Source organism: Qipengyuania sp. RANM35 (assembly GCF_041021145.2).
In the GTDB taxonomy this organism is placed as follows: Bacteria; Pseudomonadota; Alphaproteobacteria; order Sphingomonadales; family Sphingomonadaceae; genus Qipengyuania; species Qipengyuania soli.
Genome location: NZ_CM196433.1, coordinates 2,558,428 through 2,571,363, shown reverse-complemented (window position 1 = coordinate 2,571,363; position 12,936 = coordinate 2,558,428). Strand labels below are relative to the sequence as shown.

At 63.7% G+C, this 12,936-nt stretch carries 16 protein-coding genes; 9 read left to right on the top strand and 7 right to left on the bottom strand.

Annotation, left to right across the window (positions count from 1 at the left end):
• The first annotated feature begins 112 nt into the window (after positions 1 to 112).
• The 4 genes from RAM60_RS12910 (at position 113) to RAM60_RS12895 (ending at position 5,153) form a co-directional block, all read left to right on the top strand.
• A complete protein-coding gene (locus RAM60_RS12910) occupies positions 113 to 1,141 on the top strand; it encodes a quinone-dependent dihydroorotate dehydrogenase (protein WP_369026430.1) in 1,029 nt (342 codons plus the stop codon).
• Positions 1,142 to 1,151: 10 nt separating this feature from the next.
• Positions 1,152 to 2,861, top strand: coding sequence for a gamma-glutamyltransferase (gene ggt / locus RAM60_RS12905; RefSeq protein ID WP_369026431.1), 1,710 nt, complete (start codon positions 1,152 to 1,154; stop codon positions 2,859 to 2,861).
• 97 nt (positions 2,862 to 2,958) lie between these two features.
• On the top strand, positions 2,959 to 4,761 hold the full coding sequence (locus RAM60_RS12900) for an AMP-dependent synthetase/ligase (protein WP_369026432.1): 1,803 nt from the start codon (positions 2,959 to 2,961) through the stop codon (positions 4,759 to 4,761).
• Positions 4,762 to 4,763: 2 nt separating this feature from the next.
• Positions 4,764 to 5,153 (top strand): cupin domain-containing protein, encoded by a 390-nt coding sequence (locus RAM60_RS12895; RefSeq protein WP_369026433.1) that lies wholly within the window; start codon positions 4,764 to 4,766, stop codon positions 5,151 to 5,153.
• Here the strand turns inward: RAM60_RS12895 and RAM60_RS12890 are convergent.
• From RAM60_RS12890 to RAM60_RS12880, 3 genes are all read right to left on the bottom strand, one after another.
• Positions 5,150 to 5,677, bottom strand: coding sequence for a hypothetical protein (locus tag RAM60_RS12890; RefSeq protein ID WP_369026434.1), 528 nt, complete (start codon positions 5,675 to 5,677; stop codon positions 5,150 to 5,152). The genes RAM60_RS12895 and RAM60_RS12890 overlap by 4 nt on opposite strands.
• 64 nt (positions 5,678 to 5,741) lie before the next feature.
• Complete coding sequence (thiS, locus tag RAM60_RS12885; RefSeq protein ID WP_369026435.1) at positions 5,742 to 6,710, bottom strand: sulfur carrier protein ThiS; 969 nt, start codon at positions 6,708 to 6,710, stop codon at positions 5,742 to 5,744.
• A 10-nt stretch (positions 6,711 to 6,720) separates the two neighbouring features.
• Entirely contained in the window at positions 6,721 to 7,125 is a 405-nt protein-coding gene (locus tag RAM60_RS12880; RefSeq protein ID WP_369026436.1) for a MerC domain-containing protein, read from the bottom strand.
• Between the two features lie 143 nt (positions 7,126 to 7,268).
• Between RAM60_RS12880 and RAM60_RS12875 the strand changes: the two genes are divergently transcribed.
• The 5 genes from RAM60_RS12875 to rpsI all read left to right on the top strand — a co-directional run bounded on the left by RAM60_RS12875 (position 7,269) and on the right by rpsI (position 10,524).
• Positions 7,269 to 8,294: a COX15/CtaA family protein gene (locus RAM60_RS12875; RefSeq protein ID WP_369026437.1), complete on the top strand. Its 1,026-nt coding sequence runs from the start codon at positions 7,269 to 7,271 to the stop codon at positions 8,292 to 8,294.
• On the top strand, positions 8,291 to 8,608 hold the full coding sequence (gene cutA, locus RAM60_RS12870; RefSeq protein ID WP_369026438.1) for a divalent-cation tolerance protein CutA: 318 nt from the start codon (positions 8,291 to 8,293) through the stop codon (positions 8,606 to 8,608). The genes RAM60_RS12875 and cutA overlap by 4 nt, the downstream gene beginning before the upstream one ends.
• A 12-nt stretch (positions 8,609 to 8,620) precedes the next feature.
• A complete protein-coding gene (locus RAM60_RS12865; protein WP_369026439.1) occupies positions 8,621 to 9,352 on the top strand; it encodes a hypothetical protein in 732 nt (243 codons plus the stop codon).
• A 174-nt stretch (positions 9,353 to 9,526) separates the two neighbouring features.
• Entirely contained in the window at positions 9,527 to 10,006 is a 480-nt protein-coding gene (gene rplM, locus RAM60_RS12860) for a 50S ribosomal protein L13 (RefSeq protein WP_369026440.1), read from the top strand.
• The gene (gene rpsI, locus RAM60_RS12855) at positions 10,006 to 10,524 is read left to right on the top strand and encodes a 30S ribosomal protein S9 (protein ID WP_246449793.1); all 519 of its coding nucleotides are present in this window, start codon (positions 10,006 to 10,008) and stop codon (positions 10,522 to 10,524) included. The genes rplM and rpsI overlap by 1 nt, the downstream gene beginning before the upstream one ends.
• Positions 10,525 to 10,616: 92 nt before the next feature.
• Here rpsI and RAM60_RS12850 read toward each other — a convergent pair whose 3' ends face one another.
• The 4 genes from RAM60_RS12850 to RAM60_RS12835 all read right to left on the bottom strand — a co-directional run bounded on the left by RAM60_RS12850 (position 10,617) and on the right by RAM60_RS12835 (position 12,891).
• A complete protein-coding gene (locus RAM60_RS12850) occupies positions 10,617 to 10,814 on the bottom strand; it encodes a hypothetical protein (protein ID WP_200981732.1) in 198 nt (65 codons plus the stop codon).
• 67 nt (positions 10,815 to 10,881) lie between these two features.
• Positions 10,882 to 11,742, bottom strand: coding sequence for a metallophosphoesterase family protein (locus RAM60_RS12845; protein WP_369026441.1), 861 nt, complete (start codon positions 11,740 to 11,742; stop codon positions 10,882 to 10,884).
• Complete coding sequence (locus RAM60_RS12840) at positions 11,732 to 12,586, bottom strand: diacylglycerol/lipid kinase family protein (RefSeq protein ID WP_510639812.1); 855 nt, start codon at positions 12,584 to 12,586, stop codon at positions 11,732 to 11,734. Before RAM60_RS12840 ends, RAM60_RS12845 begins: the two co-directional genes overlap by 11 nt.
• A 38-nt stretch (positions 12,587 to 12,624) precedes the next feature.
• Entirely contained in the window at positions 12,625 to 12,891 is a 267-nt protein-coding gene (locus RAM60_RS12835) for a hypothetical protein (protein ID WP_369026443.1), read from the bottom strand.
• Between the last annotated feature and the right edge of the window lie 45 nt (positions 12,892 to 12,936).

Sequence of the window (12,936 nt, the reverse complement as noted above, 5' to 3'; positions counted from 1 at the left end):
CAAGCGACACTTTCGGAAAAATCGAGACTGTCCCTCCGCAAGACAGGTGCGTGGGAGCGGCGATATGCGCCATAGTCGACACGAATCACCCGGTGCGTCATAGCGCGCCGCCATGTTCTTCGATCTCGCCCGCCCCGTACTTTTCGCACTCGATCCGGAGCGCGCCCACCGCCTTACAGTCCGCGCACTTGCCGCTTCCCCCCTGCGCACTCCGCCGCGACCGGGACCGCTCGCCATCAGTGTCGCGGGCATCGAGTTCCCCAACCCGCTCGGCATGGCTGCGGGATTCGACAAGGATGCCGAAGTTCCCGACGAACTGCTTGGCCTGGGCTTCGGTTTCGCCGAAGTCGGATCGATCACCCCGCTCCCCCAAGCCGGCAATCCCAAGCCACGCCTGTTCCGGCTGGTCGAGGACCGGGGGGTCATCAATCGCATGGGGTTCAACAATGCCGGTGCAGATGTCGCGAGGCTCCGCCTCGAGAGGCGGCGCCACCGTCCCGGCATCGTCGGTATCAATATCGGGGCAAACAAGGACAGCCTGGACCGGATAGCCGACTATGCGGCGATGACCCGCGTCATGGCTCCACTGGCTAGCTATCTTGCGGTCAACATCTCCAGCCCGAATACGCCTGGCTTGCGCGCATTGCAGGATGAATCGGCACTGACAGGCCTGATCGATGCCGTACTCGAAATGAGAAGCGACAAGGGGCCCCCGGTCTTCCTCAAGGTCGCGCCAGATCTCGAACCCGCCGACATCGATGCGATCGCACGTATCGCGCTGGACAAGAAGCTTGGCGCATTGATCGTCTCGAACACCACTATTTCCCGGCCGGAGCTGCGCTCGCACCATCGCGGTGAGACCGGGGGGCTTTCAGGCGAACCCCTGCGCGACCTCGCCCAGCAACGCATGCGCGACTTCCGCAAGGCTACCGGCGGGGCAATCCCCCTGGTGGGCGTCGGCGGGATTTCCAGTGCCGAGGATGCCTGGGCGCGAATCCGGGCCGGGGCGAGCCTTGTGCAGCTTTATAGCGCCATGGTCTTCGAAGGGCCGGGACTACCGCGAAAGATAATCCGGGGGCTCGAAGGGTTGATGAAGCGCGACGGATTCTCTTCGATTGCCGAAGCGGTCGGAAGCGAATAGCACCCGCGGCATGAGCCGCTTACCATTAGTCTCGCTCGTCGCCCTTGCCCTCGCTGGCTGCGCGACTCTGCCGCAAGCAGCGGCGCCCACCGAAACCACTGCCTTCATCGGCGCTGTAAGCGCAGCGGATCCCCGCGCGCAGGCCGCTGGTGAAGAGGTGTTGCGCAAGGGCGGCAACGCCACCGACGCGGCAATCGCCACCATGCTTGCCCTTACCGTTGTCGAACCCCAGAGCTCGGGCATCGGCGGCGGCGGCTTCCTGGTACGCGGTACCGAGGGCGGGGAGGTGACAACCTACGACGGGCGCGAAAAGGCCCCCGCCGGCGCTACACCCGAATGGTTCCTCGACGCCGACGGCAAGCTGCCCTCGTTCGAGAAATCCGTCCGCAGTGGGCTGTCGGTCGGGGTCCCCGGCAACATCGCTCTCGCGGCCAAGGCACATGCCGAGCACGGCAAGCTCGCCTGGTCAGAGCTGTTCAATCCCGCCATCCGCCTGGCCCGCGAAGGATTCCAGATCAATCCGCGGATGAACGATGCGCTGACCCGCTCGCGCGAGACGGGGGCATTCAGCGATACGGCGCGGGCAATTTTCTACGCACCCTCGGGCGAGGCCCTTCCCGCCGGTACGCTCGTACGCAATGAAGAGCTGGCACGGACCTTCGAGGCCATCGCGAAGGAAGGCCCAAAGGCCTTTTACAGCGGAGCAAATGCCATCGCGCTAGCGGCAACAGTGGCGGCCGACACACCCAAGCCGGGCGCGATGACATACGCCGACGTCCAGGCTTACGAAGCCAAGGAACGCGAAGAAGTCTGTTCGAGCTACCGCTCCTACCGGATCTGTTCGATGGGGCCGCCGACTTCGGGCGGTATCGCGGTCCAGCAAATCCTGGGCCAGCTTGAACGGTTCGACCTCACCGCGTTGGGCAGGGACAATCCGGTCACCTGGCACCTGTTCGTCGAGTCCCAGCGCCTCGCCTACGCCGATCGCGAACTCTACCTCGGCGACAGCGATTTCGTCAGCGTGCCTGTCGCCGGACTGCTGGACAAATCCTATATCGCTTCGCGCAGTGCGCTGATCTCGCCGGAAACCTCGCTCGCAACGGTCGAGGCAGGTCGCCCGGCCGGCGCTCCCTTGGCGCTCGCCGACGGGGATGAGCCGGTCGAACACGGCACCTCTCATCTCGCCGCTGTCGACAGCGAAGGCACCATGGTCAGCTACACCAGCACGATCGAGAGTGCTTTCGGATCCGGTCTGATGGTCGGGGGGTACTACCTCAACAACGAGCTGACCGACTTCAGCCGATCACCCAAGGTCGGTGACCGACTGGTGGCCAACCGGGTCGAAGGCGGGAAACGCCCGCGCAGTTCGATGTCGCCGACCATCATCTACGACCCGCAGGGGCATCCCTTCATGGCCGTGGGTGCCGCAGGTGGCAGCACCATTCCCATAACCACGGCGCGCGCCATCATCGGCGCGATCGACTTCGGACTCGATGCCCACGAATCGCTGCGCCTGCCGTTCATCATGGCCTTCGGTGACCGCGTTCTGCTCGAGCAGGGGACCTGGCTGGAAACCAGTGCCGATGCCTTCAAGGCGCTGGGACATGGCCAGCTGATCATCGGCGCGGCACCCATCAAGGGTGGGGCGGTTCTCTATCGCAACGGCTCGTGGGAAAGTGCGCGCGATCCGCGTCTCGAAGGCCATCTTGACATGCCCTGAGGCAAAGCGCCGGCAGCTTGCCCTCGCGCTGGCGGGAGCCTAAGCCAAGGCGCACCGTTGGGTCACACAAGATAAGAACCAAGTTGAGGAGCCTGCCGTGCTGTCCGAGATCGATTCGGCCAACAATCTCGTCGAACTTTTCCTGACGCGCGCCGATCCGAGGGCTGCCAAGCCTTTCCTCGGCGCCAAGCGCGATGGGTCCTGGCAGACGATCAGCTGGGGCGAAGCGGTCGACCAGGTATGCCTTCTGGCGGAAAACCTGCGAAAGCTCGGCTTGAACAGCGGTGACCGCGTGTGCCTCGTGTCAGAGAACCGGCCCGAATGGTGCATCGCGGATCTTGCGATCATGGCGGCCGGCTGCATCACCGTGCCAGCGTACATCACCAATACCGAACGCGACCACCTTCACATCCTCGACAACTCGGGCGCGAAGGCGGTGATCGTCTCCAACGAGAAACTGCTCAAGCCGCTCCACACCGCCCTTCAGGCATCGGGCGTGGCGGAACATGTCATCGGGATCGAAGACCTCAACCGCCAGCAATCGGGAAGCTTCGAGTTCCATAGTTGGGCCTCGATGCTCCAGGGGGACCCGGCAGCGGCGCGCAAGGCGGTCGAGGAACGCATCGCCCACATCGGCCGCGGCGACACCGCCTGCATCATCTATACCAGCGGCACCGGTGGCGCACCGCGCGGAGTCCTGCAGCATCACGGCGCAATCCTCTGCAATGCGGCGGGTGCAGCGGAAATCCTGATCGAGGATTTCGGGATTGCCGACGACGAGCGCTTTCTTTCTTTCCTGCCGTTGAGCCACGCTTACGAGCACACCGGCGGACAATTCCTGCCGATCAGCGTGGGTGCGCAAATCTATTATGCCGAAGGGCTGGAGAAGCTCGCCAGCAATATCGAGGAGACGCGTCCGACGATCATGGTCGTTGTCCCGCGCCTGTTCGAAGTGCTGCGCAGCCGCATCATGAAGCAGATCGAGAAGCAAGGGGGACTTGCAGAGAAGCTGATGAACACTGCGCTCGGTGTCGGCGAACGCAAGGCCGCCGGCGTGCGCAAGTTTGGCGACGGGACCAAGGACATGGTCGTCAGTCGATTGCTCAAGCCCAAGATCCGCCAGAAGTTCGGCGGACGCATCAAGGCAATGGTGTCTGGCGGGGCGCCGCTTAATCCGGAAGTCGGCGTCTTCTTCGACTCGATGGGTCTCACCATGCTCCAAGGTTACGGCCAGACCGAGGCCGGGCCGGTGATAAGCTGCAACCGCCCCCGCGCGGGCCTCAAGATGGACACGGTCGGCCCGCCGATGCGCGGGGTCGAAATCAGGATCGCCGAAGATGGCGAGATCCTGTGCAGGGGCGAGCTTGTCATGCACGGCTACTGGCGCAACGATGCGGAAACCGCGCGTACGATCAGGGACGGCTGGCTGCACACGGGAGATATCGGCCATCTCGACGAGAAAGGCCGGATCGTCATTACCGACCGCAAGAAGGACATGATCGTCAACGACAAGGGCGACAATGTCGCGCCGCAGAAGCTGGAGGGCATGCTTACTCTTCAGCCCGAAATCGCGCAGGCGATGGTGAGCGGCGACAAGCGGCCCTACATCGTTGGCCTCATCGTTCCCGACGCCGAATGGGCGGTCGAGTGGGCAAAGGCCAATGGCAAGAAGTTCGACCTGAAGTCATTGCAGGACGATCCCGAGTTCCGCGGGGCCGTGCGTGCCGGGATCGACCGCGTGAACAAGGACCTCTCGGTCATCGAGAAAATCCGCCAGTTCGCCTTCGCCGACGAGGCATTCAGCATCGACAACGAGGAGCTGACGCCCAAGCAGTCGATCCGCCGCCACAAGATCAAGGAACGCTACGCCGATCGGCTGGACGGGCTTTACAAGGGCTGAGCGTGATCGCCCCGGCACGAACCATTGGCGCTGCAATCGGCCTTGCGGCACTGGGTGCCTGTGTCACTGCGAACGCGGGCGACAATCCCTTGCCGTCCGCACTCGAGGCGGGCTGGGAAGGGAAGCCCGTTTGCGAACTGCTGCACCGGTCCGACACCCACCGCGTCCTCGAATGCAGCTTTGCGCCGGGCGTGGGGCATGAAAGGCATTTCCACCCCGCCCATTTCGGCTACGCGCTTAGTGGCGGAACGATGAAGTTGACCGACGCCAATGGCGACCGGATCGCGAGGATCGCGACCGGATCGAGTTATTCGAGTGACGGGGTGGCCTGGCACCAGGTGGTCAATGTCGGCGATACCACAGTGACCTACCTGATCGTCGAGGAACTCTAGGCCGCTTCGCTCTCGATGAATTCGGGATAGAAGCTCGGCGCGCGGTCTGACCAGCCGGGCGCGGTCGCAGCGGCTTCGCTGAGGCTCTGGAGCAGGGTCTTGCGCCGGTCCGGGCGGATTTGCGGCAAGGCGGCGGCGGCGCAGAAGGCGCTCGGGAGCCAGGGGCGCGCCTCCGCGGAAATCAGGCGCTCGTAGAGAAAGCGGAATGCGGAGAAGCTCTCGATGCGCTCCTGTGCAAGGTCGAAGGCAGCGACGCGGGTGAGCTTGCCGACGAAGCCTTCGATCATGTCGAAGCCCGATGACTGCGGGATCGACTGCCGCAGCGCCTTGAGCTCCTGGTAGGCGACGTACTGGCTGCGGATCGCGGCATTCTCGCCAGCATTGCGGCCCCAGATGCGGAAGGCGTCGCAGCGGCCGAGGCCGATGTCGAGACTGCGGCGGATGTAGCGCTGCTCTGCGGCAGTGAACCCTGCGAACTCGCGCATTTCGGCGATGGTCAGCGTAGCGGTATTCGTAACGGCCATGATCGGTTGCCCCCGTTCAACAGGGGCAATGTCACCGAAGATGGTTAATTTTTCGTTTGAGGAATCAGATCAAGCCGGCGAGCGGACTCGACGGATCGGCATACTTGCGCGTGCCCATGCGGCCGGAAAGATAGGCGTCTCGCCCGGCCTCGACCGCGAGCTTCATTGCGCGCGCCATTCGGATCGGGTCCTTCGCTTCTGCGATCGCGGTGTTCATCAGCACGCCATCGCAACCCAGCTCCATGGCGACAGCCGCGTCCGACGCCGTGCCGACCCCGGCATCGACCAGCACCGGCACCTTGGCGCCTTCGACAATCAGTCTGATCGTGACCCGGTTCTGGATTCCAAGGCCGGAACCGATCGGCGCGCCCAGCGGCATGACCGCGACTGCGCCTGCCTCTTCGAGTTGCTTTGCTGCAATCGGATCATCGACGCAATAGACCATGGGGTGGAACCCCTCCTTCACGAGAACCTCGGTCGCCTTCAGCGTCTCGCGCATGTCGGGATAGAGCGTGCGCGCCTCGCCCAAGACCTCCAGCTTGACCAGGTCCCAGCCCCCCGCCTCGCGCGCCAGGCGCAGGGTGCGGATAGCCTCGTCGGCCGTGAAGCAGCCTGCGGTATTGGGCAGGTAGGTGACCTTCTTCGGATCGATATAGTCGGTCAGCATCGGCGCCTTGGGGTCGCTGACATTGACCCGGCGTACGGCGACTGTGACGATCTCCGCCCCCGACGCTTCCAGCGCGGCGGCATTTTGGGCAAAGTCCTTGTATTTGCCTGTCCCGACGATGAGGCGGGACTTGAACGTCCGCCCGGCGACGGTCCACGTATCCTCCTGACCGCCGCCCACGAAATGCACGATCTCCAGTACGTCGCCTTCCGCTATGGGATGCGAGGCAAGTTCGCTGCGCGGTGCGATGATCCCGTTATGCTCGACAGCGACCTTGGCAGGGTCGAGTTCCAGCTCGCGCACGAGGTCGGCGATGGTGGTAGCGGCAGTGCGGCGGGTCTCGCCATTGACGGTCAGGGCAATCATGCGGCCCGACTTAGTCTCCGCAGCGCTCCATGCAAGCGGCGGAATGCGAATGACGCAGGTTGAGGATGTGGCCGAGCGACACCAGCGCCACGCCGATGATGGTCAGGATCGCTTCCTTGTAGCCATGCGGGACCGCCAGAGCACCGCCCATAAAAGTCAGGCCGGTCATGGCAACGACGAAAGGTGCCGCCATCCGATGGCGCAAAGCTCCCCAACCGATTGCGACGGCGGCGATAAGGGTGGCGAAGACGAGGCCGACACGATGGATGTCCGGGGAAAGGAAGAATTCGCCCCCGATGCCGAGGCCGGACACGAGCACGATCGACAGCAGGCAATGCACGGCACACGCCCCCGAAAGCAGGATTCCTGCCCGGTCAAGGCGACGGCGAATCGGCGAGATGGCACGATCAAGCATTGCGAATTGCCACTTATGTGACGATGTAACATATTTCAAGGCACGGGAGGGCCTGGCGCGTCAGTTTGTCGCCTTCAGTGGCCATCCTGTCGCGCGCCCTATTCCCCCTTGCGAAATGGACCGGTCGCCAGCAGAGGGGCGGCATGGATTCGAGCATCTCCCAATCCCGCCCGCGTGCCATAGCGACGTGGCTTTTCGTCGTTGCTGCAATGGTGGTCCTGATGGTTTCTGTCGGAGGCATCACGCGCCTCACCGAAAGCGGCCTATCGATCACCCAGTGGAAGCCCATCACCGGAGCGATCCCGCCGCTGACCCAAGCCGACTGGCAAGCCCAGTTCGATCTCTACAAGGCCACCGGCGAGTATCGGAACGTTTCGGGTCCGGCGGGCATGGACCTTGAAGCGTTCAAGTTCATTTTCTTCTGGGAATGGTTTCACCGTCTGCTTGGCCGCCTCATCGGCCTGGCCTTCGCACTGCCGCTGGCATGGTTCTGGATCCGCAAGGCGATCCCTCAGGGATACAAGCCGCGCCTCCTCGCCCTCCTCGCGCTGGGAGGACTGCAGGGGGTGTTCGGCTGGTTCATGGTGCGCAGCGGCCTTGCCGGGACCATGACCGACGTAAGCCACTTCTGGCTTTCGATCCATTTGCTGACCGCGCTGATCACACTCGCGGGCCTCATCTGGACCGCGCTCGACCTGCGCCAGCATGCGACAGGAAAGGTCGTGCTTGCCCGCTGGACGAAAATGGCGAGCGGGGTCGGAGCGATCCTGTTCATCCAGTTGCTCCTTGGCGCCTGGGTCGCCGGCCTCAATGCCGGATTGGCCTCCGATACCTGGCCGCTGATGCAGGGCCGCCTGGTCCCGGAATTCAATGACGGTAAGGGCCTGTTCCATGCCGCCACGCACGATCCCTTCCTGATCCATTTCCTCCACCGCTGGTGGGCCTGGGTTGCGGTTGCCGCGCTCGTCGTCATGGCACGCAAGGTGAAACCCATCGAACGCAAGGCATCCGTCGCCATCCACAGCGCCTTCGGAACGCAGATCCTGCTGGGCATCGCGACCGTGATGACAGGCGTTGCCCTGTGGGTTGCCGTCGCCCACCAGGTGGTCGGTGCGCTGCTGGTCGCAAGCTTCGCCTGGGGCGCACACGCCCTCGGCCGGCGGGCATGACTGCACTGATCTATTGCCCATTTCCGAATGAGGAATGCGCGCTCGAAATTGGGCGCAAGCTGATCGAGGAAGGGCTTGTTGCCTGCATCAATGTGGGCGGGGGCATCAGCTCCCTGTTCATGTGGCAGGGCCGCATCGACGAGGGTAGCGAAGTCCCCGCAATCCTCAAGACGAACGCCAAGCTGATCGATGCGGCGATTGCGCGACTAGAGCACTTGCATCCCTATGAATCGCCAGCAATATTGGGCTGGCATTGCGACGCAGCCGGAAGCGCGACGCAAGCCTGGTTGGGTGGACTGCGCCCGGCAGACTAGGGGTCGACAGGAATGGACAATTGGAATCGCAGGGAGAGCCTGCGTGTTCTCGGCGCGGGCGGCATACTCATGCTTGCCGGGTTGGCATTGCCAATGCCGTTACGCGCCACAACGGCGGCGCGCAGTGTCCCGAACGGCGGTTTCCGGCTGACGCGGCTTCTCGAACGTGAACTGTTCGATGGCGCAAGCCTGCGGGTGGAGCGCAGCTGGTCGTGCCGTTTCTCCGTCGCCGGCAGGGGAATGCTCGTCGAAGGTGCCGATCTCGATTGCCTCGTGTCCGCACCGCCCGCTCTTGGGGCGCTGGCCGAGATGGAACGGAGCCGGAAGGGAACCGGTCCTTTTCCGGCGCTTCTCGACGCATCCGGGCGGATCGCCGATTTTGCCAGCGAACCCATGGTCGACGCCACCAAGGTTATCGATGCCGCCCTTGCGGTCCTCTCACACAAGGGTGCCAAGGGTGCTGAACTGATCGATGCCCGCCGCGCCTTGTCGCAATTGACAGCGGCGGCACAGCAATCGCTCAGCGAGGTTCCCGGAGACCTCTTCTTCCCGCTCGAGGAGACCCGAACGCTACAGCGCGAGATCGAGATCGCGCCCGGGACCGAGGGTCGCATCGATGTCGAGACCCGTTCGAGCGCGGATCCGGCAACCGGATTGCTCGTAACAAGCGAGCGGCGCATCATGACCAGGATCGGTGAAGATGAAAGGCTCGCCCGCGAAGTCTGGCGCCTCTCGCGGCTCTAGCTGATATTGTGTGGTTTTATTTTACCGCACTCAAGAACCGCAGAATCGCTTGACTTGGGGCACCCCTGACGCCATTTGGCGCGCGCTTCGCGGGTTTGGGCATGCACCGGATTCGCCGAATGGACGCCGCCGCTCACCGCGCGCGGCACGAACACTAGAAACGGAACACCAGCCATGAAGGCTCTCACCAAGGTGACCCGGTCGATCAAGCCGGCCGAGGTCGAAAAGAAGTGGCACATCGTCGATGCCGACGGCCTCGTCGTCGGTCGTCTGGCCGCGATCGTCGCCAACCACCTGCGCGGCAAGCACAAGCCGAGCTACACCCCGCACGTCGATTGTGGTGACCACGTCATCATCATCAACGCCGACAAGGTGAAGTTCACCGGCCGCAAGATGACCGACAAGGTCTACTACAAGCACACCGGCCATCCGGGCGGCATCAAGGAAACGACCCCCACCAAGGTGCTGGGCGGCCGCTTCCCCGAGCGCGTGCTCGAGAAGGCTGTCGAGCGCATGATCCCGCGCGGCCCGCTCGGCCGTGCGCAGATGCGCGCGCTGCACATCTATGCCGGCACCGAGCACCCGCATGACGGCCAGAAGCCCGAAACGCTCGACGTTGCCTCGATGAACCGCAAGAACAAGGTTGCCGCATAATGGCCGACACCAACGAAACCGTCACCGATCTCGCCGATCTGAAGGACATCGCCGGCGACGCCCCCCAGGGCGATTCGGCTGAAATCGCCAAGACCGCCGACGTTCCCCTGCGCGAGCAGGAACTCGACAAGCAGGGCCGCGCCTACGCCACCGGCCGCCGCAAGGACGCCACCGCTCGCGTGTGGCTGAAGCCCGGCACCGGCAAGGTCACCGTCAACGGCCGCGACCAGGAAGTGTACTTCGCACGTCCGACGCTGCGCCTCGTCATCGACCAGCCTTTCGCGATCACCGAGCGTCAGGGTCAGTACGACGTCGTCGCCACCGTCAAGGGCGGCGGTCTTTCGGGCCAGGCTGGCGCCGTGAAGCACGGCATCGCCCAGGCACTGTCGAAGTACGAGCCGGCGCTGCGCAGCACCGTCAAGGCTGCCGGCTTCCTGACCCGCGACAGCCGCGTCGTCGAGCGTAAGAAGTACGGTCGCGCCAAGGCACGCCGCAGCTTCCAGTTCTCGAAGCGCTAAGTTTCGAAACCGAATTCTCGGTCACCGAGGAAGGGCGATCCTGCGAGGGGTCGCCCTTTTCGTTTGCGGCAATGGATTGGGCTGGCAGCGGCTCAGCGCTGGAGCAGCATGATGCCCCAGGCCAGGCCCGCCCCTGCGAAGAACAGCGGCCACGACCAGTAGAACGAATAGTGGGAGACCTCGGCGAGGTGGATGGCCATTTGCCCACCCTTTGCGCCCTGCGAACCGATCACCAGCGAGACCACGCCGGACAGGATCGCGCCGAGGGGTACCGCTTTCACGAATTCCATCTTTGCCTCCAGCTTTGGTGGGCTGAATCATCGCCAATGCTGGTTGAGGCCGCCCTAGCGAAGCTGGTTAATGGACCGGCGGATCGACGCGCGGGATCTGCCGCACGGGGGCCACGGGTTCCCCTGGTTCACGCGGCGGCATGGCATTTTCGGGCACATCGTCAATCTGCATGTCGGCTGTGTCGACGTCCTGCAGGTTGCGGACACAGACGCTCACCGTCTCACCATCCCATTCGAGCTCGTTGAAGCTCGGCGGGGTGGAGCGAGTGCGTTGGGACAGCGTGCCCGCGCCGATCATGCGGACCGGGCCCTCGGGCGTCTGCTCCATGATGTCGAAGGCATCGTGGACATGGCCGGAGAGAACGCCAATCACGCCGCGACGTGCCAGTTCGCGCAGGGCCCGTTCGCCATGTTTGGTCAGCGCCGTTCCCTTGGTGCCGACTTCGCGCAACGGGTGGTGCGCCGCGACGAGCACCTTGGTACCGGGCGGCAGGGCATCGATGGCACCGAGGCATTTTGCGAGAGCGGATGTGCTGATCCAGCCCTTTGACCAGTTCAGCCGCGGTTGCGCGCGAACCGCGGTCTTCAGCGGCACAATGGCGAGGCTACCGAGATCGAGCTCGCGTTCGACCTTCTCTTCCATTCCGCGGAACCGCTTATAGGGCGTCATAAAGCGCTCGACAGGATTGAAGTAGGGCATGTCGTGATTGCCAACCTCGACCGTTACTGGGGCGTCGAGTGAATTGATCCATTTGGTGGCGGCAGCGAACTCGTGATGGCGCGCGCGCATTGTCAGGTCACCCGTGATGGCGACGGCATCCGGGCGCTTTTCGGCAATCTCCTGCTTCACCCAGTCGAGCGCGCGATTGTTTTCTAGACCGAAGTGAATGTCGGAGAGGTGAAAGATGCGCCGGTGGTCAGAAGCCATGGTCGGTCGCTAGCAGATCGACCTTGCATGGTGCCACCGAGAATTCTGCGCGCGGGCCGAGCGTTGCGGGCTCGCCGTCGATCAAGACTTCGATCGGGTCACCCGCGCAGCTCTCTATCGTCATCGTGTCGAGCATGCCCAAGCGCTCGTGCGGACCTTCGCGAAAGCGCCGACGCAAGAGGGCCCACCCTTGTTGGAGCAAGTCACCAGCACCGTCAGAGCGATAGCCGTCGACCTGCATGCCGCGATCGCTGGGAGTTATTTCGATCAGAGGGTAACCTTCCTCATGGCCGCGCGCCGGTTCGGTCAGGCGGACCTTCGGGCCGGTCGTGGTTTCGGCAACCGCCGCGCTAGTGCCTTGGGCCACCCCCGCGACATCCAGGTCGCGCATGGCCTCGCGAACATTGACCCAAGCCGTGCCCGGTCCGACGAGCAGCCCCGCCAACGCCTCCCCTTGCTCACAAGTCGCCATCAATGGGCGCACCGGCTTGACGGCTCCGCAAGCAACACGGTCGAGAATTTCCTCGAGCGGGGTGTCCTCGCCATGCAGTCGCACACTCAGGAGATTCATGGTCCCGCCGGGCAAAACCAGGACCTCGCCGCCCCAGCCCGCGACTTTCGTGATGGCGGCATTCAGGGTTCCGTCGCCGGTAAAGATGAATAAGCGCGCTACATTTGCCGACTCCAGCACTCCCGCATCGGGGAGATCTTCGTCTGGGAAGCTGATCTGCTTCGCAATCGAGAGACCGCGTTCGGCGCAGGCATCGTAAAGGGCCTTTACGGCAGCATCGCTGTTGCTGCCGCTCTTCGCATTCACGATTAGCCAGTTCGTCGTGTTTTCCATGCTGGCAAAAGCACGCAGGAACCTGACCGGTTCCCGCTTTAGATTCTCTCGTCGAGAACCAGCCAGCCCGCGACCAGGTTGAACAGACTGTAGAATGCGTACAGCACAGCGGCTCCCGGCCAGCCATTCTCCGTCATGATCATTGCCGACAACAAGACGATGAATTCGAAGAGCAGCGACATGCGTCCGCCCCCGCGTCGGAAAAGACCCGGCAAAACGTCGAGCATGGGGTGTTCGCTTTCGAGCACGGCCTTGTGAACCGCGAAATTGGCAACGCCGAGAGCAAAGAGCAGCGCAAGGACCATCGACCGGTGGCATAGGCCCGTCGTCCGCCGATTGCCAATGACGCT

What these genes read in the sequence shown, in the direction of transcription:
- RAM60_RS12880 (WP_369026436.1), bottom strand. Translation starts at nt 7,125, where the DNA reads ATGCTTGATCGTGCCATCTCGCCGATTCGCCGTCGCCTTGACCGGGCA.
- RAM60_RS12890 (WP_369026434.1), bottom strand. Translation starts at nt 5,677, where the DNA reads ATGGCCGTTACGAATACCGCTACGCTGACCATCGCCGAAATGCGCGAG.
- rplM (WP_369026440.1), top strand. Translation starts at nt 9,527, where the DNA reads ATGAAGGCTCTCACCAAGGTGACCCGGTCGATCAAGCCGGCCGAGGTC.
- RAM60_RS12840 (WP_510639812.1), bottom strand. Translation starts at nt 12,586, where the DNA reads ATGGAAAACACGACGAACTGGCTAATCGTGAATGCGAAGAGCGGCAGC.
- RAM60_RS12865 (WP_369026439.1), top strand. Translation starts at nt 8,621, where the DNA reads ATGGACAATTGGAATCGCAGGGAGAGCCTGCGTGTTCTCGGCGCGGGC.
- ggt (WP_369026431.1), top strand. Translation starts at nt 1,152, where the DNA reads ATGAGCCGCTTACCATTAGTCTCGCTCGTCGCCCTTGCCCTCGCTGGC.
- RAM60_RS12835 (WP_369026443.1), bottom strand. Translation starts at nt 12,891, where the DNA reads ATGGTCCTTGCGCTGCTCTTTGCTCTCGGCGTTGCCAATTTCGCGGTT.
- RAM60_RS12845 (WP_369026441.1), bottom strand. Translation starts at nt 11,742, where the DNA reads ATGGCTTCTGACCACCGGCGCATCTTTCACCTCTCCGACATTCACTTC.
- RAM60_RS12910 (WP_369026430.1), top strand. Translation starts at nt 113, where the DNA reads ATGTTCTTCGATCTCGCCCGCCCCGTACTTTTCGCACTCGATCCGGAG.
- RAM60_RS12875 (WP_369026437.1), top strand. Translation starts at nt 7,269, where the DNA reads ATGGATTCGAGCATCTCCCAATCCCGCCCGCGTGCCATAGCGACGTGG.
- rpsI (WP_246449793.1), top strand. Translation starts at nt 10,006, where the DNA reads ATGGCCGACACCAACGAAACCGTCACCGATCTCGCCGATCTGAAGGAC.
- RAM60_RS12850 (WP_200981732.1), bottom strand. Translation starts at nt 10,814, where the DNA reads ATGGAATTCGTGAAAGCGGTACCCCTCGGCGCGATCCTGTCCGGCGTG.
- thiS (WP_369026435.1), bottom strand. Translation starts at nt 6,710, where the DNA reads ATGATTGCCCTGACCGTCAATGGCGAGACCCGCCGCACTGCCGCTACC.
- cutA (WP_369026438.1), top strand. Translation starts at nt 8,291, where the DNA reads ATGACTGCACTGATCTATTGCCCATTTCCGAATGAGGAATGCGCGCTC.